The sequence below is a fragment of the Micromonospora sp. NPDC004336 genome, from assembly GCF_053602615.1.
Window position 1 is genome coordinate 19,476 of the sequence record NZ_JBSGDY010000027.1, and the last position, 20,051, is coordinate 39,526.

Genomic DNA, 20,051 nt, shown 5'->3' on the forward strand with positions numbered 1-20,051 from the left:
CAGAAATCGGCTGTCGACGGGAACTTTCCCGGCCGGTCGGCCGACCAACCGGACGTCGCGTCACCGCTCGAAGGGACCTCGCCCGATGCCCTCCACCATGCCCGCCGGATCGCGTCGGCGGACGGCCGCGCTCCTCGCCACCGCCACCCTGCTGCTCGGCGGCGCGGGCTGCGGATCTTCGCGGGAGCCGTCGGCCGGCACGCCGGGCCCGGCGTCGTCGGCCACGGCGGACGCCCCGGCGGCGGGCGTGCTCGGCGTACGCGACGCGTGGGTCAAGGCCGCCGACACGGGGATGACCGCGGCGTTCGGCACCCTCGTCAACGACGGCGACGCGGACGTCACGATCAGCGGGGCGGCCACCGACGTCTCGCCCGTGGAGTTGCACGAGACGGCGGTGCGGGACGGCCAGCCGGTCATGCGGGCCAAGCAGGGCGGCCTCGTGGTCCGGGCGAGGAGCACGTACGCGCTGGAGCCCGGCGGCGACCATCTGATGCTGATGGGCCTGACGCAGCCGGTCCGCGCGGGTGACCAGGTGCGCATCGCGCTGACCTTCGCCGATGGGCGGACCCAGACCTTCACCGCGGTGGCCAAGCCGTTCACCGGCGCGCAGGAGAGCTACGCCCCCGGCCACGACGCGCCCGCCCCGGGCGCGAGCGGCACGCCGGGCACGAGGGGTACGCCGGGGACCACCGCGAGCCCGGCGTCATGACCGCGCCGCCCACCACCGCCCGCCGCCCGGTGAGCCGGCGCGGCCTGCTCACCGGCGGCGCCCTGGCCGCGGGCGGATCCCTGGCCGGCGCCGCCGCCGTCACCGCCGCCCGTTCCGGCGCCCCGGGCGTACGCCCCGTCGCGCCGGTGGCCGAGATCGGCGGCGCGGTCGAGCCGTTCCACGGCCCCCGGCAGGCCGGTGTCGCCACCGAGCCGCAGGCGCACGCGTCGTTCGTGGCGCTCACGTTGCGGGCCGGCACCGACCGGGCGGCGCTGGGCCGGATGCTGCGGCTGCTCAGCGACGACGCGGCCCGCCTCACCCAGGGCCGGCCCGCGTTGGCCGACACCGAACCGGAACTGGGGCTGCTGCCGGCCCGGTTGACCGTCACGTTCGGCTTCGGCCCCGGCCTCTACGCCGCCGCCGGCCTCGACGACCGGCGCCCGGCCTCGGTGGCTCCCCTGCCGGCGTTCCGCGTCGACCGGCTCCAGCCCCGCTGGTCGGGCGGCGACCTGCTGCTGCAGATCTGCGCCGACGACCCGGTCACCGTCGCCCACGCCCAGCGGGTCCTGGTCAAGGACAGCCGGCCGTTCGCCACGGTGCGGTGGGTGCAGCAGGGATTCCGGCGTGGCGCCGGCGTCGAGCCCGGGTACACCCAGCGCAACCTCTTCGGCCAACTCGACGGCACCGCCAACCCGAGGCCGGGCGGACCGCTGGAGACCGCCGTCTGGGTTCCCGACGGGCCGGCGTGGCTACGCGACGGCACCACCCTGGTGCTCCGGCGCATCAGCATGAACCTGGAGAGCTGGGACCTGCTCGGCCGCACCGACCGCGAACTCGCCGTCGGCCGCCGCCTCGACACGGGCGCCCCGCTGACCGGCGTCGCCGAGCACGACGAGCCCGACTTCGCCGCCACCGGCCCCGACGGGCTCGCCGTCATCCCGGACTTCTCCCACCTGACGCGCGCCCGCGTCGGCGAGGACCGGCTGAAGATCCTGCGCCGCCCCTACAACTACGACGGGGTACCCACCGCCGACGGCGGCGCCGACAGCGGGCTGATCTTCGCCTCCTACCAGGCCGACGTCGCCCGGCAGTTCCTGCCGATCCAGCGGCGCCTCGCCGAGCGGGACCTGCTCAACGAGTGGACCACGCCGATCGGCTCGGCCGTCTTCGCCATTCCGCCCGGCTGCCCCGACGGCGGCTGGATCGGCCAACAACTGCTCGGCTGAGCGTCACCAACCAGGAGAGGCACCGACCATGCACACCCGGTTCCGCCGCCCGACCGCCGCGGGTCTCGTGGCCGCCGCGCTGGCCGTCGTCGCGCTGCTGCTCGTGCCGGCCGCGCCCGCCGCCGCGCACAACACGCTGCGTTCCGCCAGCCCCGCCGCGGAGTCCCGGCTGACGGCGGCGCCGACGCAGGTCACGCTCACGTTCATGCAGCGGCTCGACCCGGCCTTCACCACCATCGCGCTCACCGACGCCGCCCGGGAGAGGGTCCCCACCGGCGAGCCGGTCGTCACCGGCACGACCGGCACGGTGACGATCGACCGGCCGCTGGCCAACGGCGCCTACACCGTCGCCTACCGGGTCGTCTCCGCCGACGGCCACCCCGTGCAGGGCTCGTACCGGTTCACCGTCGCGGACCCCGCCGGGGACGCCGGCCCGGCGGCGGACGCGCAGCGCAGCGCCACGCCGGCCAGCGCCGCACCGGCGCCGGGCGCGCCGGACAGCGCCGCACCGGCGGCGGGCGCACCGGACAGCGCCGCACCGGCGGCGGGCGCACCGGACAGCGCCTCGTCGGCGCCCGCCCCGGCCGCCACGTCGGCCGGTCCCGCCGCCGCGAGCGGGACCCGGGGCGGCGGGCCGGGCGCCGTCGCGCTGGTGGCGGCCGCCGGGATCCTGGCCGCCGTCGTCGCCGGCGGGGCCGCGATCCTGCTGCGCCGGCGCCGCACCGCCACCTGACCGCACACCCGACCGAGCTGCCGGAGTCGACCACCGGACGGGAGACGCTCGCGGCGGCGCCGACCGCCGCGCCCCACGCGGCCGACGCCCCGCCCCGCCGTCACCCGATGCCCGTCCGGCCGTGTCACCGCTGCCCGGCCGTGCCACCACTGCCCGGCCGCGCCACCGCTGCCCGGCCGCGGGCCCGCCCGACCAGGCCACCGGAGCGGCGGCCGCGCGCTTCACGCCCACCCACCTGATCAGAGGGAACGACGTGCCTGACACCATCCCCCACCCGGCTCGCCCCGCCCGCGTCCCGGACGCCGGTCCTCAGGCGTTGACGACGGCCGGCGGCACGGCAGGGCCGGCCCGTCCCGGATCCCGCCCCGGGGCGGGCGGTCCGGCCGGGTGGCTCGTACCGGTGGCGGCCGTGGCGTCAGCGGTCGCCGTGCTCCTGCTCGGCCTGCGCGCCGGCGAGGCGCTCACCACCGCCATCCCCGGCCTGCCGGACCCGGGGCCGGTCACGACGTGGGGGCTGCCCGTGCTGCGGCTGCTCGCGGACGGCCTGGCCACCCTGGCGGTGGGGATGGCGGTGACGGCGGCGTTCCTGCTGCCCGGCGACGGTCGGAGCGTGTCCCCGTACGGCTGGCTGCTGCTGCGCCGCGCGAGCGCGGCGGCCGGCGCCTGGGCGGCGACCGCGGCGGCGCTGATCGTGCTGACGGTCTCGGACCTGCTCGGCGTGCCCGTGGACGAGTTGACCCCGGCGACCGTGGTCAGCTTCGCCTCGTCTATCTCGCAGGGGCAGGCGCTGCTGCTGCAGGCAGGGCTGGCGCTGGCGGCGGCGGTGCTGGCCCGCGCGGGGGTGTCGCGTGGCCTCGCCGCCGCGGTGGCGCTGGTCGCGCTTGTCGCGCTGCTGCCGCCGGCGTTCACCGGGCACGCCGCCGGGGCGGGCAACCACCAGATCGCGGTGACCAGCCTCGCCCTGCACGTGGTGGCCGCCGCGCTGTGGGTCGGCGGGCTGGCGGCGCTGCTGATGGTCCGTCGCAGCCGGCAGCTCGCCGACGCGGCGGGCCGGTACAGCCGCCTCGCCCTGGGCTGCTGCACGGCCGTCGCGGTGAGCGGGGCGGCGAGCGCCGCCGTGCGCCTGGGCACCCCGGCGGAGCTGTGGCAGTCCCGCTACGGCTGGCTGGTCCTCGGCAAGCTCGGCGCGCTGGTGGTCCTCGGCGCCCTCGGCGCGGTGCACCGGTCCCGGACGCTGCCGGCGCTGCGTGCGGGCCGACGCGACGCGTTCGGGCGGCTGGCCGCCGGCGAGCTGGTCGTCTTCGCCGCCACCGTCGCGCTGGCGGTGGCGTTGTCCCGCAGCCCCACCCCGACGGCGGAGGACCCGCTCGACGCCGACCCGATCACCGAGTTGCTCGGCTTCCCGATGCCTGACGCGCCGACGCCGGGGCTGCTGGTGGGGCAGCCGTTGCCGGACATGTTCTTCCTGACCCTGACCGTCGCGGGCGTCGGCGGCTACCTCACCGGGGTGTGGCGGCTGCGCCGGGCGGGGCACCGCTGGCCGGCCGCCCGGACGGCCAGTTGGCTGACCGGCATGCTGCTGCTGGCCGCGATCACCAACCTGGGGGTGGCCCGCTACGCCCACGTGCTGTTCAGCGTCCACATGGTGCAGCACATGGTGCTGTCGATGCTGGTGCCGATCCTGCTCGTCGGCGGCGCGCCGGTCACCCTCGCCCTGCGCGCGCTGCGCCGGCCCACCGACCCGCAGATGCGCGGCGCGCGGGAGTGGCTGCTGCTCGCGCTGCACAGCCGGCCCGCGCGGGTGCTCACCCATCCCGTGGTCGCGCTGGGGATCTACGCGGGCAGCCTCTTCGGCCTGTACTTCAGCGATCTGCTGGGCACGCTGATGCGGTCCCACGTCGGCCACCTGGCCATGCTGACCCACTACGTGCTCGCCGGGTACCTGATGTTCTGGGTGCTCATCGGGGTCGACCCCGGCCGGCGCAGGCTCGCTCCGCCCCTGCTGGTGCTCCTCCACCTGGCCGCGATGATGGCGCACGGCTTCTTCGGCCTCGTGCTGATGCAGACCACCACCGTCATCGCCCCGGACTGGTACGTCGCCGTCCACCCCGGCTGGGCGTCCTCGCTGCTGGACGACCAGAGGTTGGGCGCCGGCATCGCGTGGGCCTTCGGCGAGATACCCGCCACGGTCGTCATGATCCTGCTGGTCCGCCAGTGGATCCGCGCCGACCGGCGGGAGCAGGGCCGCCTCGACCGGGCCGCCGACCGGGCCGAGGCCACGGGCGAGGAGGACGACCTCGCCCGGTACAACGCCTTCCTCGCCGCCGCCCGGCAGGCCGGCCGGAGCGACGGCGACGCGGAGTCCGGACCGGCCCGCTAGGCGGCGCGAGCTTGGGGCCGGGATCGGGGCCGGAGCCGGGTCGCTCGGCCCGTGGCCCCGCAGGGGGTCGGGCGACGTCGCGGCGAGGGAGGCGCCGGGGGCCGCCGACCAGGCCCCCGCTACGGTCGGAGGGCATGACGGTCGTCCGCTCGATCCTGCTGTTCCTGCTCGCCGCGCTCGCCGAGATCGGCGGCGCCTGGCTGGTGTGGCAGGGCTGGCGGGAGCACCGGGGGCTGTGGTGGATCGCGGCCGGAGTCGTCGCGCTCGGGTGCTACGGCTTCGTCGCGACGTTCCAGCCCGACCCGAACTTCGGCCGCATCCTCGCCGCCTACGGTGGGGTCTTCGTCGCCGGTTCCCTGCTGTGGGGCATGGTCGTCGACGGTTTCCGCCCCGACCGTTACGACGTCGTCGGCGCGGCCATCTGCCTGGTCGGGGTCGCGGTCATCATGTACGCCCCGCGTGCCGGCTGACCCCCACGATCCGCGCCGGCCCGGCGGCCCCGGGCCACCTCGCGGCGCACGGCGCTCCGCGCCCCGGCGCGGGCACGCACCGCACAGCCATTCATGGATACCGAACTGTAACCACTGTTCACCCGAGCGAGATGACACCCTACTAGAGTCACGGCATCGATCGATCGTCATCGTGCCGTGACTGTCCCGGGAACGGGTGGGGAGCCGGAAGGGGTGGGGCGTGAGGGGGATCCCGGCCGCGTCCTTGGTCATCGGAATCGCCTCCTCGCCGGCCGAACGCAGACAGCTCGCCCGGCTGCTCGGCGGCAGCGAGGCGTTCCTGATCGTCTCCAGCGTCGACCAGGCACGGGAGTTCCTCGACGTGACCGACCGGCCCCGCTCCCCCACGGCGGCGACCCCGTCCGACCGGGCGCCGCCGAGGCCGAGGCCACGGCGCCCGTCCAGGCCGTGACCACGGCGCCCGCCGAGGCCACGGCGGTCGCCGTCGCGCCGCCACGGCTCGACCTGAGCGTCGACTCCGACCGTCGGGTGCTGCGGTGGCGGGACCGCGAGGTCGCGCTGACCCGGCTGGAGCACGACCTCCTGCTGTGCCTGGTCGGCGCGCCCGGGCAGGTCTGGACCTACGAGCGGCTGCACCTCGAGGTCTGGGGGAACGCGCACCTCGGTCGCGGCTCCGACATGCACTCGGTGGTCCGGCGGGTGCGGGGCAAGCTCGCCCGGCTGAACGCCTCGGCGACGATCCACGCCGTCCGGGGGGTCGGCTTCCGCCTCACGCCGACCTGACCGCGCGGGGCACGGCGGGGCGTCGAGTCGGTCCACGGAACGGGTCCGGCCCGCCCGGTCGGTGACCAGGCGGGCCGGAGCGTCAGGCAGGGTCAGCAGCGGATGGGCGACAGCGCGAAGTCCTCCACCGTCGGGGTGGTGGTGTTGATCTTCGTCTGACGGGTCTGGGGCTTCCAGCCGTCCTTGGCGACGATCATCGTCATCGGGTTGTTCCGTCGGTCCATCCAGTAGGCGTACTTGCCCTCGGCGTCGGTGGCGAACGTCCACGACATCGCCCACGAGTCGATCTGGACGACCGCGCCGGGCAGCGGCGCGCCGGCGCCCTGGCAGCTCGTCCCCGTGACCGTGCCCATCAGCTTGCCCCACGTGCTCGGCGGCCGCACGTTCATCGTCACCGCCACCGGCGGCACCGTGTACGGCGTGTTCTCCTTGATGGCGACCGAACCGGAGTAGGTGCCCGGCTGGTCGACGTTCGCCGTCATCCCGACGGTGACGGTGACCTGCTCGCCCGGCGCCAGCGTGGCCGCCGTCCTGTCGATCGTCATCCAGCTGACGTCGGCCGCTCCCTCGGCGCACTCCTCGAGCCCGGGCAGCGCCTCGCTGTCGGGTGTGGCCGTGAAGCTGCCGGACGAGCCGCCGATCTTGTAGAAGCCGCACGCCGCGCCGCCGCGGTACCGCGCCGTGTTGGCGTTCGGCAGGCCGGACCAGGAGTCCGTGGCCGGGTCGTAGGCGAACCCGGCGTTGGTGATCGCCCCGCCCTGCGAGCCGCCGACGACGAGCAGCTTGCCGCCCGCGACCGCGAAGGAGCTGGCCCAGTTGTCGGCGGGCGCGTCGGCGACGGCGGTCCAGGCGTTGGCGCCGGGGTCGAACGCGTAGCTGGACTTCTGCGCGGCGGAGCCGTCGTTGCCCCCGGTGCAGTAGACGACGCCGTCGATCCCGCCGCAGGACAGGAACGCCACCGCCTTCGGGTAGTCGGGCAGCGTCTCCCAGCTGTCGCTGCCCGGGTCGTACCGGACGACGTCGTTCGACATCGGAGTGCAGGACGAGGTGGTGCAGCCGCCGACGGCGTACAGCTTGCCACCGGCCACCGCCTGGCCGGCGGCGGAGCGCGGCGCCGGGTTGTCGGCCTTCTCCGTCCAGGTGTTGGCCGCCGGGTCGTACGACCAGGTGGTGCCGTCGGGTCCGGCCGCCGCCCAGCCGCCCGTCGCGATGATCCTGCCGTCGACGACGCCCACCGTCATGGCGGTACGCGCGCCGGGAAGGTCGGCGATCGGGGCCCAGCTCTGCGCGACCGGGTCGTAGGCGTAGTTCTTCGCCGAGGAAGCCGATCCGTTGCCGCCGGCGATCGAATACACCTTGCCGTCGAGGTTCACCACCCGGTTGTCCATGACGTTCGCCGGGTAGTCGGCGATGTCGGTCCAGGGCTCGGCCTGCGGGCCGACCGCGGCCGACGCCGCCGTCGTGGACTTGCCGGAGGCCGTCGCGGCGAACGACGTGGGCGTGTCGAGCCGCTGCTCCGGCGCGCCGGTGGACCCGAGCACCTCCTGCCTGCTCATCCTGGACCCGTCGGCCCGCAGGAGCGTGAACCCGCCGTCGCGCTCACCGAACTCGACGGCGACCGGGGCCCCGCCGGTGTTGGTGACCGTGAACGCCTTGCTGACCTTGCCGGTGGGCATCTGGACCGTGCCGCTCACCTGCGCCGGCTTGATCGACAGGCGGCCGGCCGCCAGCTGGAAGTTCGTGGCGGTCGCCCAGTCGACCTGGACGTCGACCTGCTTGCGCTGGTCGACGTAGTTGGCCGCCTTGGCGGTGAACGGGTGCGTGCCCGTCAGCGAGGAGAACATCCAGTAGAAGCCGTCCGCCAGCTCGGGGTCGTCCGGGGTCGCCACGGTGGTGGCCTTCTCCGCCGGCCGGTCGCCGCTGGTGACGGTGGCGCCGTTGACGTAGCCGCCGGTGTTCTTGTCGCGGACGTGGCCGAGCACCAGGCCACCGTTGGTGGGCTCGCAGATCACCTGGCTGCCGATCAGCACGTTGTCGACCTGCCACCACCACTCGTAGGAGGCGTCGTAGTAGCGGAACCGGACCCGGGCCTGCGCCTGCCCGGCGGCCTGCGGGATCGGGATCTCGGTCACCCGCGGCCCGCGGACGTCGGCCGCCTGCCGGAGCACGTTCGTCCACGTGGTGCCGCCGTCGAGGCTGAGGTCGACGTCGGCGCGGTCGCTGCCCAGCCAGTTGTAGTCCTGGTTGAACCGGATCACCGGCGCCGCGACGTCGGTCAGGTCGACGACGGGGCTGACGAGCGAGGTGTCCTGCCGCCCACCGGAGCCGTACTCGTCGCTGTCGATGATCGCGAACCTGCCGGCGCCGCCGGTGAGGTTGCCGCGGCCGCCCTCGTCGGTGAACTTCCAGACCTGGCCGCTGCCCGCGTGGTCCGCCACGGACCAGCCGGCCGGCACGGTGGCGCCGTCGAAGGTCTCGAACTCGCCGTCCGAGCCGTAGGTGTATCCGGGCGCCGTGGTGCAGGCGTTGGCCTGCACGGGTACGGCGACGTTGGCGGTGACGTTGCCGCCGCGGACCACGACCTCCTTGGTGACGGTCTGGTAGCCCGGGTACTGCGGCTCCACCTTCAACTTGTAGGTGGCCGAGGCCGGGAGCGTGAAGCTGAAGCGGCCGTTGGCGGGCGTGGTGTAGTCGGACACGCCCGACGCGCCCTCGACGGTCACCTTGGCGTAGAGCGGCCAGCCGTGGCCCGAGCCGTCGGTCACCGAACCGCTGACGGTGACGCTGGGCACCGCCGTCAGCGCGACGTCGACCGTCGTGGTCGCGTCCTTGGCGACGGTCGCCGGGACCGTCCTGCCCTGGTAGCCGAAGGCCGTCACCGCGACCTGGTAGTCGCCCGCCGGCAGCAGGGACGAGTACGTGCCGTCGGCGGCGGTGATCAGCTCGCGCTCCGCCGCGCCGGTCAGGGTCACCGTGGCGCCGGGGACCGGGGCGCCGCTGGCCGCGTCCGTCACCTTGCCGGCCAGGGTGCCGCTGTCGCCGATCGGAGCGGCGTTGAGCAGGGCGAGCGCGTCCAGCCGGCCCTCGCCGAAGACGTTGTTGTCGTCGGCGGTGCCGCCGCACTGGGCGTCGGCCTTGTCGACCGCGGAGTTGTCCAGCAGCGCGCGGGTGGCGTTGATGTCGCCCACCAGCGCCGGCGCCGCCGACCACAGCAGCGCGACCGTGCCCGCGAGGTGCGGGGCGGCCATCGAGGTGCCGTTGTAGCTGGCGTAGCCGCTGCCCGGGATGCTCGACCGGACGTTCACGCCGGGCGCCGCGATGTTCGGCTTGATCTCGCCGTTCTGGCCGGCGCCACGGGACGAGAAGGCGGCGATGTTGTTGTTGACGTCGTAGGCGCCGGCCGAGTAGTTGCTCACCAGGCTGCCCGGGGAGCCGCTGGTCTGGCACGCCGAGCCGCTGTTGCCGTTCGACCAGATCCCGAAGATGCCCGACGCGGTCCAGGCGAGGGTCACGTCCTCCATGAACGGGTCGTTGGACGGGATCGTGGTTCCCCACGAGTTGTTGATGATGTTCGGCCGCTTGCTGGCGTCCGGGTTCTGGCCGCTGAGGTCCGTCGGCTCGAGCATCCACTGCCCGGAGGTGACCAGCGCCGCGTCGTTCGGGCAGCAGCCGTTCGCCGCGATCCACTTCACCTCGGGGGCGACGCCGATCTGGTTCGCACCGGCCGAGCCGGCCATCGTGCCCATCGTGTGCGTGCCGTGGCCGTTGCTGTCGCAGGGCGCGGCGGCGCAGGTGCCGGCGGCGTTGAACCAGTTGTAGTTGTGGTCGAACGTGCCGTCGCCGTTGTTGCCGCGGTAGGAGTTCACCAGCGCCGGGTGGTCGAACTGGACGCCGGTGTCGATGTTCGCCACCGTGATGCCGGCGCCCTTGACGCCGTACTGGGACCAGACGTCGTCGGCGTTGATGTTGGCGATGCCCCACTCGAGGGCGTTCACCGTCTTCTCGTCGGTGCCCTTGGTGACCTCGGGGACCGCGTAGGCGACCGGGGCGTACAGGCCCTCGACCTCGGCGTGGGCGGCGAAGCTCTGCGCCATCGCCAGCGATCCGCCGCTCACCTTGATCGCGTTGGTCGCCCAGAAGGTCTGGTACTTCGCGCCCGCGCCGTCGAGTTCGGCCCGGATCTTGGTCTGGCTGTCGGCGGCGGTCTTCTTCAGCGCCGCGGCGACCGCCGTGCCCCGCTCGTCCCAGTCCTTGATCGCGCTGGCCCGGCCCAGGTCCGCCCTGTCCCGGAAGCGGATCCAGAAGTCGCCCTCGGTCTTGCCCTGGAGTTGCCGGGTGAGCTCCGGCCGGATCTTGTCGGCCGGGGAGGTCGCTTGCGCCCCTGCCTGTGCGCCTGTGCCGGTCGCGGCCAGGCCTGTCGCGGCGAGGACCATCGCCGCGCCGGCGCTGACCAGGGATCTGGCCATACGCCTGGTGGGTAGACGTCTGAACATCGGTGGTGCCTCCTCCAGAACGACCCAGAGTGGAACGAGCCATGGTGGAGGGTGCAGGGACTCGCATCCCGTGTGGATGTGCCGGAACCGACCCCTCTGTGCCCCCCAAGGCACCGCGCGGGTCACGCCGGCTGCCCGTCTGGACACTATGATCGACATGAAAGGACGATCAAGAACGCGACGTGAGCAATCTGTCGCTAATAGTTGCCCCGGCCGCCGGGGAGGGGCCGTTCCCGCTTGTGATCGCGGTGACGCCGTCGCCGGCCGAGCGGATCCGGCTCGCGGAACGCCTCGACGGCGTCGCGCCGCTGCTCCTGGTCTCCGACCTCGACGAGCTGCGCAGGCTGATCGCGGCCCCGCAGCGACTCCCCCCGGCGTCGTCCGACCCGGCGCCCGTGGCCGCGTCCGAGGCCACCGACGGCACCCTGCTGATCGACTCGGCCCGGTCGACCGCCCGCAGCCGGGGCCGGGAGGTCAACCTGACCCGGCTCGAGCACGACCTGCTGGCCTGCCTGACCGCCGAGCCGATCCGGGTCTGGAGCTACGCCGAGCTGCACCGGTCGGTCTGGCGGGACGAGGGGCTGCGGCGCAGATCCGACGTGCAGTCCCTGGTGAAGCGGCTGCGGCGCAAGCTCACCGGGCTCGGCACCGGCGTGACCATCGACGCGGTGCGGGGTGTCGGGTTCCGGCTGACCGACCATCGACAGCCGAGGGTCGGCGGCTCGTGAGGCTGCCTGACTTGGGCAGCCCGCGTCGCCCGCGCCGGCACCGACGCGTCGGAAATCCTTGACATGTCGGCAACCTCCGACATATTTTCGAGGGGTGCCCGACGACGACGTGTTCCTCGCCCTGGCCAACCCGGTTCGGCGCAGGCTGCTGCGACTGCTCGCCGAGGGGCCCCGGACGGCCGGCGACCTCGCCGACCAGTTCGACCTGAGCCGGCCGGCCGTCGCCGAGCACCTGCAGGTGCTGCGGCGCGCGGCGCTGGTGCACGACGAGCCGAGGGGCCGGCAACGGCACTACCACCTGACCCCGGAGCCGCTCGCCCAGGTCGGCGACTGGCTGCACCCGTTCGAACGTTTCTGGCGCGAGCGGCTGCGCTCGCTCGCCGACGCCGCCGAGGAGGACCGGTGACCGCCACCGACACCATCACCGTCGACCAGTTCGTCGACGCCCCGCCGAGCAGGGTCTGGCGCACGCTCACCGACCCCGAACTGCACGCCCGCTGGTGGGTCCCCGGCGACATCGCCGCCAGCGTCGGCCACCGCTTCCACCTCCAGATGCCCGGCTGGGGCGCGGTGCCCTGCGAGGTGCTCGAGGTGGTCCCGGAGCAGCGGCTGGTCTACACGTTCAACGAGACGTGGACGCTGACCTGGCGACTGGTGGCGGAGGGCCACGGCACCCGACTGTTCTTCGAGCACAGCGGATTCGACTTCGGCCGGAAGTCCGAACGCGACGCCTTCGACCGGATGGGCCCCGGCTGGCGCGACAAGGTGCTGCCGCAACTCGCCCGCACCGCCGCCCAGACCGCCGGCTGAGCTCCGACCCGCCGCGCGCCGGGTCGACGACCGACGTCGCGGGCCGACTTCGCCGCACCGTCGCCGCCGGTCCGGGCGTCGGCGGTGCGGAATCAGGACAGGTTACGGAGCAGCCGGGCCGTCGTGTCGGCGAGGCGTCGCGCTGCGGCCGGGTCGAGGGTCGCCAGATCCAGCGGCACCGGGTCACCGCGGTCCATCGCGGTCAGGGGCGCCCCGGGAGGCGAGTCGAGGAAGCCGTGCACCGGTGCGACCGCCCGCTCGACGGGTCGGGCGGCGACTGCGGCGAGGGACTTGACGACCGCGCGGGTCAGGCGGTTGAGCTGCTCCATCGCGGAGTCGCCACTGCGGGTGAAACCGGGATGATAGAGAACGTAGGGGACCCGGTCGCCGAACTGTTCTGCCATCGCCACTCCCAGCAGGTCGTTCGCGCGCGCCGCCTGGAGCTGCGCGGTGACGGTGCGGTAGCGGTGCCGCAGTTGAAGGTCGTCCCAGTGGACCCGCCCCGACCTGGTTCCGACACCGGCGATGTTGACGATCACCGGGCGCGAGCCGGCGGACAGCAGCGGCATGAGCCCGTGGCCGAGCAGATGCCGGCTGAGGTAGTAGAGGGCGAAGGTCGACTCGAATCCGTCGGTCGTCTCCACGCGCTTCGGTGACTGACGATTCGCCACCAGCACCAGACCGTCGACGCTCTCGTACCCGGCCGCGACGTGATCGATCACCGCCCGGTTACCCGCGATCGTGCTGAGATCGGCCGCCAGGAACTCGATCCGGCCGTGAAGACCCGCCTTCCTGGCGTCGGCGATCAGTCGCTCGCCCTTGCTCGGGTTGCTTCCGACGGCGAGGACGCGGTCGCCGCGCGCAGCTCGACCGAGGACGAGCGCACGTCCCATGCCGTCGCTGCCGCCGGTGACGACCACGGCCCGGGCTCCTCGCTCAAGGACCACGTCGTCGTGCTGGTTGACCATCGGTTCTCCCTGGTTACCTCTGGTAGGTAGCCCCTATCGTTCGTAGTCGGCCGGGATCACGGAAGAAGGCATTTTGATGTCAGCAACGAACAGCGGTGTGCCCGCCCCGCTCGACACGGCGCTGCCGAACCCGGTCCCCGGCGACGAGCACGAACGGTGCCCGGTGACCGATGTCCTGCGTCGGATCGGTGACAAGTGGACGGTGCTCGTCGTGGTGCTGCTCGGCCGACGACCGCACCGGTTCAACGAACTCCACCGGAGCATCGAAGCCATCAGCCAGCGCATGCTCACCCGCACGCTGCGCGGCCTGGAGGGCGACGGGCTGGTTCGCCGCGAGGTGTTCGCGACCAACCCGCCCAGCGTGGAGTACAGCCTCACGCCTCTCGGCAGGTCGCTACTGGAGCCGCTGTCGACCCTCGCCGGGTGGGCCGTGGCGAACCAGCCCGCCATCGCGGCCAACCGGCTCGGCAACGATCCTTCGGCCCACAGCGGCTAGCGGTCCGGGCTGTCGGCGGCGGCCATGACGCGCAGCGCGTTGGGGTCCAGGCCGATCCGGACCGGGGTCTCGCCGTACGGCTCCCCGTCGACCTCCACCGGCGCCGGCCGGTCGGTCTCCAGCCACAGCTCCCGTACGGCGAGGAACGGCTCGTCGCCGAGGGTGCGGCGATGGCCGGTGGCCGCGTTGCGGGCCGTGTCGCGCAGCAGCCCGCGCCGGGTGGGGCCACCCACCGGGTACGCCACCAGCAGCCGGTCGTCGGCGTTCGCGTCGGCGGTGATCACCCGGCCGGCGTGGAAGCCGCCGTTGGCGACGTACAGCTGATGGGTGACGAACTCGTGCTCCCGCCCCTGCGCGCGCACGGCGGCGCGCAGCGGCCGGTGCCGGGCCAGCAGCGCCAGGGCCGTCGCCGGGTACGCGAGCCGGCCGGCCACCCGCTTGAGCCGGGGCGGCGTGCTCAGCATCACGTCGGCGGAGAGGCCGATGCCGACGTGGTTGGTGAACCGCATGCTGCCCACGAGGCCGAGGTCGACGTCGATCACCTTGCCGTCGGTGAGGACGGCGACCGCCGCGTCCAGGTCGAGCGGGATCCCCAGCGTGCGGGCGAAGTTGTTGGTGGTGCCCAGCGGCAGCAGGCCGAGCGCGACGTCGCGGTGGGCGAGCAGGCGCGCGGCGGTGCCGATCGTGCCGTCGCCGCCGGCGGCGACCAGGAGGTCCGGCCCGAGGTCGACGGCGGCGGCGAGGCTGCGCTCCAGCTCGGCGGGGCGGTCGACCGGGCACGTGGCGAGCAGGGTGAAGCCGGCGGCCACCAGCCGCGACCGGGTCTCCTCGTAGAGCTGGCGGCCCCGGCGGGAGTGGGCGTTGACGACGAGCGCCGCGCGACGCTCCCGCCGGATGGCAGCACTCAGCTCCTGCTTCGTCCGCATAGGGCCCGACCCTAGCGCCGGCGGGCCCGCGACCGCGCCCGGTCGGAGCGCGCCGCGCTACCTGCCGCGCCGGACGATCCGCACGCCGAACGCGATCGCGGCGACGACGAGCACGACGCCCAGGAGCTGCAGGCCCGGCGAGTCGTCGGCCTCCCCGTACACGACCCCGGCGACGCCGACCGCGACGGCGAGGACGGCGACGAGGGCGAGCAGATACTTCATGGGGTCTCCTTCCACGGGTCGGCCGCGCCGCCGGCCGGGCCGGTGCGCGGGCCGACGGGGTCGACGTCCCCGGCGCGGGGAGCGTCGTGGCGGGTCATTCCTCGACCCACTCGAGCAGGTCGCCGGGCTGGCAGTCGAGCACCCGGCACATGGCCTCCAGCGTGCTGAACCGCACCGCCTTGGCCCGGCCGTTCTTCAGCACCGCCACGTTCGCCGGCGTGAGCCCGACCCGCTCGGCGAACTCGCCGACGCTCATCTTGCGCTTGGCCAGCTCGACGTCGATCCGCACGACGATGGGCATCAGATCACCGCTTCCATGTCGGTGCGCAGCGTCGTGGCCTGCCGCAGCAGCGCGCGCATCACCACCATGAGCAGCCCCAGCGCCGCCACGCCCACCAGCAGCAGGAACAGCAGGAGCGGCAGCCCGGGATCCGACGCGCGGAAGCCCACGAAGAGGAACACGCCCAGCAGCACCACCCAGGCGGCGACGATCGCCCACACGATCGCGTCCACCCAGCGCAGCGAGGCGTCGCTGAAGATGCGGTCGTTCCTGACCAGCGTGAGCAGCTTCCAGGTCGCCACGATGACCACCTGGACGCACAGCACCCAGAACACCGCCACCGCCGTCATCGGCCACCTCAGGTACGCCTGGTCCGGCGACTCCTCGGCCATGTGCGCGAACTGCCCGGGCAGCGAGAAGGTCTGCAGCATGACCAGGATCCCGAACAGCAGCACGAGGAAGACTCTGAGCGGCGCCACCGCTCGATGCTCAGCAAACATACATCGACTATCACTCGCTACCTATCGAAAGTCAATAGGTTTGCCGTTTCCCGGCCGGTCCGGGCACGGGCGGGGCGCGGACTACGGGACGTCGCTGCGGGCGGGCGGGCCGAACCGGACCGGCACGCCGGGCGAATACAGCACGCTGGCCGGCGGCCCCGTCGGCGCGGGCAGCCCGGCGGCCGCGACCAGCTCGTCGTCCAGGTGCAGCAGCTCGGCGCGGTGCAGCGGCCAGCGGGGGTGCCAGTTCGGCAGGTGCAGCGTGCGACCGTACGCCCGGGTGTGCAGGCCCCAGCGGGCGGTGACGAAGTGCTCCAGCGGGCTGGGGTCGGCGATCGCTCGGCCCACCCTGACCTCCATCCGGCTCGTCGCCCCGGCGGGACCGGGCCAGCGACGCCGGCACCGGTACGTGCGCCGGTCGCCGTCGCGCTCCAGCCGCATCGCCGACCACAGGTACGGCAGCCGCAGGGTCGCGCGCGCGACCAGCACCGGGACCAGCCGGGACGCGTCGAGCGAGCGGAACACCACGGCCCGCCGCCCGCTGGCGTCGACCGAGTAGAGCCGGACGTTGGTCTCCCAGAAGGTGCCGAAGTACGGCACTCCCGGCCCCCGGCCGAGGCCCAGCCCCACCATGCGGAAGCCGATCAGGCCGACGTAGGTCAGCCCGTCGAGGGTGTCCGGCCGGGTGCCGGCCGGCAGCAGCGGCGCGACGCGTTCGGGCGCGACCGCCCAGTGCAGGAAGGTGAGGTCCTCCCAGCGCTGCCGCAGCACGGCTCGCGGGAACGCCTGCTCGGGTGCGCAGTCCACCGGCTCGATGTGCACGCGTCCATCGTGCCCCGGCGCACGGCGGGCGGCCGACCACGCCGGCGAACTGTCGGTGCCCGCCGCTACGGTCGTACCCGTGGTGACCGTCGACGACGTCCGCGCGCTGGCCCGGACGCTGCCGCGCAGCAGCGAGCACCTCGTCCGCGACCGGGTGAAGTTCCGGGTCGGCTCGATCGTCTACGTGGCGTTCTCCCGCGACGAGCAGACGATGGGCTTCGGCTACCCGAAGGAGCAGCGGGACGGCCTCGTCGCCGCCGAGCCGGACCTGTTCTTCCTGCCCGGCGCCGCCGACCTGCGGTTCAACTGGGTGTGCTGCCGTCTCGCCCGGCTCGACCACGACCAGATGACCGAGCTGGTGACGGAGGCCTGGCGGATGGTGGTGCCCAAGTTCCTCGCCCGGCAGCGCCTCGGCCACTGACAGCCGCGCGACCGACCTCACCGCCAGCTTCTCGGAACCTCTCTCCGCCGAGCACGCCGGGCTCGGTTCCGCCGCCGTACCGGCGGACGCCGACGCGGCTCCGCCGCCGCCCGGTCGGCTCGCCCAGGCTCGACCCGTGCGTCGCTCGCCTAGGCTCGACCCGTGCGTCGGACGAACCTGTACACGCTCGACGGTGCCCTCGGGCTGGGTGTCACCGGTCGGCGATCGCCCGACCTGCGCCCGGAGGTAGCGTCGGGCCGACGCCTGCTGCTGCGCCAGCGGCACCGCCCGGTCCTGTTCGGCAGGGCACACCCCGGGAACCACGGCATGCACGTGTACCGGACCGGGGAGTACGTCTCGCCGCTGCCTCCCCTGCGCGCCGACGACGCGCGGCGGACCGGCCCGTGCGGTGGCGCGCCGTGGCACGGCCGCTGGGCGCACCGGTTCGCGTCCTGGCTGTACGACGCCGACACCGGGCCGCTGCACGACGGGCGGTGGGCCCTCGGCCCCCGTCGGCTGCCGCCGTACTGCCTGCGCGGCGACCTCGTCCGGGACCATCCGGCCGCCTACCTCGACTGGCTGGGCGTGGGCTGGAACGGCGTGCTTCCCCTGCGGCGGCTGCCCGACGTCGACGCCGCCCGCGTCAAGGCGTACCGCAGGCAGGCCCGCGAGCGGGTGCTGCCGCCGATCCTGCTGTGGTGGGTGAGCGCGTTCGACGGCTACCTGCTGCTGGACGGCCACTGCCGTCTGGTCGCGGCCCTCGCCGAGGAGGTCGATCCGGCGGTCCTGGCGTTGTCGCTCCTGGCGGATCCCGAGGTCGTGGGCGACGGCGAGGTCGCCGCCCACGTCGCGCTGGCGGATCGGGTGACCGCGCAAGCCGCCCGCAGCGGCGCCGACCCGCTCCGGGCGGCGGACGCGCTCGCCCGCCGGTTCGCCGAGGCGTGCGCCGCCCAGCCGACGGAGGGCAGGACGCGGGCCTGGCCCGTCCGGGGTGGCGCACCGGCGTGGGAGCGGCAGGCCGCCGACGCGACCGGCGGGTGGGCGACGACCGTACGGGCGTAGGCCCGGTCAGCGCGGCCGGGCGGGAGCCGGAGCACCGGTGCCGACACCCGGCGGAGCCGGCCGGGCCCCGGTCAGCCGGGCGAGGGCCTCGTCGCGGCTGTCGAGGACGGGCAGGGCCGCGTCCAGGCGCATGGTGCGCAGCACCGTGCGGACGAACCCGGGCGGCGCGACCAGGCAGAGCGTGACGCCGCGGTCGCGGGCGTCGCGATGGGCGCGCACGAGCACGCCCAGCCCGGTGGAGTCGATGACGTGCACCCGGCTGAGGTCGACCACGACGTGTCCGCCCATGTCGGCGGCGTGCCGCAGGGCGGCCCGGAGCGTGTCGCCGCTGTCGAGGTCGATGTCGCCGGTGGCCGAGACGACGGTGGCGTCGCCGAGGTGGTCGATGCCGAGGATGCCGCCCGGGCCGTGGTCCCCGCACGGCGCGGGCCCGCCCCCGGAGGCGGGCAGCAGACCGCAGTGGGGGCAGCGGTGCGGGCCGGCCGCGAACGGCGAGCCGCTCCAGCCGTGCTCGGCGACCAGGGCCCAGACGACGTCGGCGTCGGTCAGGACGTCCGCGGTCGCGGCGACGGTGTCGCCGCAGGTGTCGCAGATCAGTGTCATCCGGTGCTGCTCCGGGACGACGGTCATCCTGGTGTCCTTCCTGTCTGGTGGAGCGCGCTGGCGTCGTGGCCACCGCCAAGAGCCGGTCGCGGTGGCGGAGCTCGGTGCCCGCTCGCTGCCCCTGCCCACGCGTCGCCGCGCCGGCCGTGGCGAGCCCGCCGGCAGCCAAACGTGCCGGGCCGGGTTGGCGGCGACCGTGCGAACGTGTGTCAGTTGCGTGACAACCTGGCCCTGCCGGGATGAACGAGATCGACGGCGGGGCCCGGCAACCGCCGTGGGGTGACCGTGCGTGTAACCCAGGACGGGATCTTGCGGAGCCGCCCGGGTCGACCGCTCGACCTCGTCGTTCCTGCCCCTGCCGACTGCGGGACACCGCGCGGGCCCGCCCGGCTCCCCGCGCCCGCGAAACTGGAGTGCTCATGATCCGTCACGCCTCGACGCCACCGACCGTCAGCCGCCGCGCCCTGCTGGGAATGGCGGCGGCACTGCCACTGGCCGGCTGCGCCAAGGACGGGACGCCCGCCGCCGCCCCCACCCCCAGCTCCTCGTCCGCCGCGTCCCCCTCCCCCACCGCCGCGCCGGACGGCCGCGACCCCCGCCTGACCGAGCTGGAGCGGAAGTACGGCGCCCGCCTCGGGGTGTACGCCCTCGCGACCGGCACCGGCGCCACCGTCGCCCACCGGGCCGACGAGCGGTTCGCCTTCTGCTCCACGTTCAAGGGGCTGGCGGCAGCGGCGGTGCTGCACCGCAACCCGCTGTCGCACCTGGACACGGTCGTCAGGTACGCCGAGCGCGACCTGATGAAGAGCTCCGCCATCACCCGCCGGCACGTGGCCACGGGGATGACGATCCGGCAGGTCTGCGACGCCGCGGTCCGCTTCAGCGACGGCACGGCCGGCAACCTGCTGCTCCGCGACCTGGGTGGTCCCGCCGAGCTCACGGCGTACGTCCGCGGCCTCGGCGACACCGTCACGCGGATGGACCGCTTCGAGCCGCACATCGTGTCGGCCGTCCCGGGCGACCCGCGCGACACCACCTCGCCCCGGGCCATCGGCACCGACTACCAGAGGATCGTGCTGGGCGACGCCCTGCCGCCGGACAAGCGCGCCTTCCTGCGCGGCCTGCTGGAACGCAACGCCACCGGGGCGGGCGCCCGGCGTATCCGGGCGGGCGTGCCGAAGGACTGGACGGTGGCGGACAAGACCGGGACGGGCGACTACGGCACCGTCAACGACATCGCCGTCGTGTGGCCCCCGCGGGCCGCCCCCCTCGTCGTCTCGATCATGTCCAGCAAGGACACCCGGGACGCCCGGTACGACCAGGCGCTCCTCGCCGAGGCGGCCGCCCACGTGGTGGCGACGCTCACCTGACCCGCGCCGGGCCACCCGGGGCACGGCCCCGACGGTCGCCGCGTCTTGT

At 74.4% G+C, this 20,051-nt stretch carries 22 protein-coding genes; 14 read left to right on the top strand and 8 right to left on the bottom strand.

The window, feature by feature from the left end:
* Positions 1–85 precede the first annotated feature (85 nt).
* The 7 genes from ACWENR_RS08930 (at position 86) to ACWENR_RS08960 (ending at position 6,301) form a co-directional block, all read left to right on the top strand.
* The gene (locus ACWENR_RS08930) at positions 86–709 is read left to right on the top strand and encodes a copper chaperone PCu(A)C (RefSeq protein WP_452276458.1); all 624 of its coding nucleotides are present in this window, start codon (positions 86–88) and stop codon (positions 707–709) included.
* Positions 706–1,935, top strand: a complete 1,230-nt coding sequence (locus ACWENR_RS08935; RefSeq protein ID WP_452276459.1) for a Dyp-type peroxidase — start codon at positions 706–708, stop codon at positions 1,933–1,935. Before ACWENR_RS08930 ends, ACWENR_RS08935 begins: the two co-directional genes overlap by 4 nt.
* A 28-nt stretch (positions 1,936–1,963) precedes the next feature.
* Positions 1,964–2,668, top strand: a complete 705-nt coding sequence (locus ACWENR_RS08940; RefSeq protein ID WP_452276460.1) for a copper resistance CopC family protein — start codon at positions 1,964–1,966, stop codon at positions 2,666–2,668.
* 409 nt (positions 2,669–3,077) lie between these two features.
* The gene (locus tag ACWENR_RS08945; protein WP_452276461.1) at positions 3,078–5,048 is read left to right on the top strand and encodes a cytochrome c oxidase assembly protein; all 1,971 of its coding nucleotides are present in this window, start codon (positions 3,078–3,080) and stop codon (positions 5,046–5,048) included.
* Between the two features lie 134 nt (positions 5,049–5,182).
* Complete coding sequence (locus ACWENR_RS08950; RefSeq protein ID WP_452276462.1) at positions 5,183–5,518, top strand: YnfA family protein; 336 nt, start codon at positions 5,183–5,185, stop codon at positions 5,516–5,518.
* A gap of 220 nt (positions 5,519–5,738) precedes the next feature.
* Positions 5,739–5,969: a hypothetical protein gene (locus ACWENR_RS08955; protein WP_452276463.1), complete on the top strand. Its 231-nt coding sequence runs from the start codon at positions 5,739–5,741 to the stop codon at positions 5,967–5,969.
* Positions 5,966–6,301: a winged helix-turn-helix domain-containing protein gene (locus tag ACWENR_RS08960; protein ID WP_452276464.1), complete on the top strand. Its 336-nt coding sequence runs from the start codon at positions 5,966–5,968 to the stop codon at positions 6,299–6,301. Before ACWENR_RS08955 ends, ACWENR_RS08960 begins: the two co-directional genes overlap by 4 nt.
* Positions 6,302–6,393: 92 nt before the next feature.
* Here the strand turns inward: ACWENR_RS08960 and ACWENR_RS08965 are convergent, their stop codons facing one another.
* Positions 6,394–10,767, bottom strand: a complete 4,374-nt coding sequence (locus ACWENR_RS08965; RefSeq protein WP_452276465.1) for a S8 family serine peptidase — start codon at positions 10,765–10,767, stop codon at positions 6,394–6,396.
* A 209-nt stretch (positions 10,768–10,976) separates the two neighbouring features.
* On the opposite strand from ACWENR_RS08965, the gene ACWENR_RS08970 reads away from it, so the two are divergent.
* From ACWENR_RS08970 to ACWENR_RS08980, 3 genes are all read left to right on the top strand, one after another.
* On the top strand, positions 10,977–11,522 hold the full coding sequence (locus ACWENR_RS08970) for a winged helix-turn-helix domain-containing protein (protein ID WP_452276466.1): 546 nt from the start codon (positions 10,977–10,979) through the stop codon (positions 11,520–11,522).
* Between the two features lie 94 nt (positions 11,523–11,616).
* Complete coding sequence (locus ACWENR_RS08975; RefSeq protein ID WP_452276467.1) at positions 11,617–11,928, top strand: ArsR/SmtB family transcription factor; 312 nt, start codon at positions 11,617–11,619, stop codon at positions 11,926–11,928.
* Positions 11,925–12,332, top strand: coding sequence for an SRPBCC family protein (locus ACWENR_RS08980; RefSeq protein ID WP_452276468.1), 408 nt, complete (start codon positions 11,925–11,927; stop codon positions 12,330–12,332). The genes ACWENR_RS08975 and ACWENR_RS08980 overlap by 4 nt, the downstream gene beginning before the upstream one ends.
* A gap of 92 nt (positions 12,333–12,424) precedes the next feature.
* Here the strand turns inward: ACWENR_RS08980 and ACWENR_RS08985 are convergent, their stop codons facing one another.
* Positions 12,425–13,300, bottom strand: a complete 876-nt coding sequence (locus ACWENR_RS08985; RefSeq protein WP_452276469.1) for an SDR family NAD(P)-dependent oxidoreductase — start codon at positions 13,298–13,300, stop codon at positions 12,425–12,427.
* A 76-nt stretch (positions 13,301–13,376) separates the two neighbouring features.
* Between ACWENR_RS08985 and ACWENR_RS08990 the strand changes: the two genes are divergently transcribed.
* On the top strand, positions 13,377–13,796 hold the full coding sequence (locus ACWENR_RS08990; protein ID WP_452276470.1) for a winged helix-turn-helix transcriptional regulator: 420 nt from the start codon (positions 13,377–13,379) through the stop codon (positions 13,794–13,796).
* On the opposite strand, the gene ACWENR_RS08995 is transcribed toward ACWENR_RS08990, so the two are convergent.
* The 5 genes from ACWENR_RS08995 to ACWENR_RS09015 all read right to left on the bottom strand — a co-directional run bounded on the left by ACWENR_RS08995 (position 13,793) and on the right by ACWENR_RS09015 (position 16,546).
* Complete coding sequence (locus ACWENR_RS08995; RefSeq protein WP_452276471.1) at positions 13,793–14,722, bottom strand: diacylglycerol/lipid kinase family protein; 930 nt, start codon at positions 14,720–14,722, stop codon at positions 13,793–13,795. The genes ACWENR_RS08990 and ACWENR_RS08995 overlap by 4 nt on opposite strands.
* A gap of 57 nt (positions 14,723–14,779) precedes the next feature.
* Positions 14,780–14,944 (bottom strand): hypothetical protein, encoded by a 165-nt coding sequence (locus ACWENR_RS09000; protein ID WP_452276472.1) that lies wholly within the window; start codon positions 14,942–14,944, stop codon positions 14,780–14,782.
* A gap of 94 nt (positions 14,945–15,038) precedes the next feature.
* Positions 15,039–15,245: a helix-turn-helix domain-containing protein gene (locus tag ACWENR_RS09005; protein ID WP_091094605.1), complete on the bottom strand. Its 207-nt coding sequence runs from the start codon at positions 15,243–15,245 to the stop codon at positions 15,039–15,041.
* The gene (locus ACWENR_RS09010) at positions 15,245–15,703 is read right to left on the bottom strand and encodes a DUF2975 domain-containing protein (RefSeq protein WP_452276473.1); all 459 of its coding nucleotides are present in this window, start codon (positions 15,701–15,703) and stop codon (positions 15,245–15,247) included. Before ACWENR_RS09010 ends, ACWENR_RS09005 begins: the two co-directional genes overlap by 1 nt.
* A gap of 102 nt (positions 15,704–15,805) precedes the next feature.
* Positions 15,806–16,546, bottom strand: coding sequence for a YqjF family protein (locus tag ACWENR_RS09015; protein WP_452276474.1), 741 nt, complete (start codon positions 16,544–16,546; stop codon positions 15,806–15,808).
* Positions 16,547–16,625: 79 nt separating this feature from the next.
* Here ACWENR_RS09015 and ACWENR_RS09020 point away from each other — a divergent pair, with 79 nt between their 5' ends.
* Positions 16,626–16,967, top strand: a complete 342-nt coding sequence (locus ACWENR_RS09020) for an MmcQ/YjbR family DNA-binding protein (protein WP_452276475.1) — start codon at positions 16,626–16,628, stop codon at positions 16,965–16,967.
* Positions 16,968–17,129: 162 nt separating this feature from the next.
* Complete coding sequence (locus tag ACWENR_RS09025; RefSeq protein ID WP_452276476.1) at positions 17,130–18,029, top strand: hypothetical protein; 900 nt, start codon at positions 17,130–17,132, stop codon at positions 18,027–18,029.
* Positions 18,030–18,035: 6 nt separating this feature from the next.
* On the opposite strand, the gene ACWENR_RS09030 is transcribed toward ACWENR_RS09025, so the two are convergent.
* Complete coding sequence (locus ACWENR_RS09030; RefSeq protein ID WP_452276477.1) at positions 18,036–18,659, bottom strand: STAS domain-containing protein; 624 nt, start codon at positions 18,657–18,659, stop codon at positions 18,036–18,038.
* Positions 18,660–19,051: 392 nt separating this feature from the next.
* On the opposite strand from ACWENR_RS09030, the gene bla reads away from it, so the two are divergent.
* Positions 19,052–20,002, top strand: a complete 951-nt coding sequence (gene bla, locus ACWENR_RS09035) for a class A beta-lactamase (protein ID WP_452276478.1) — start codon at positions 19,052–19,054, stop codon at positions 20,000–20,002.
* Positions 20,003–20,051: the final 49 nt, after the last annotated feature.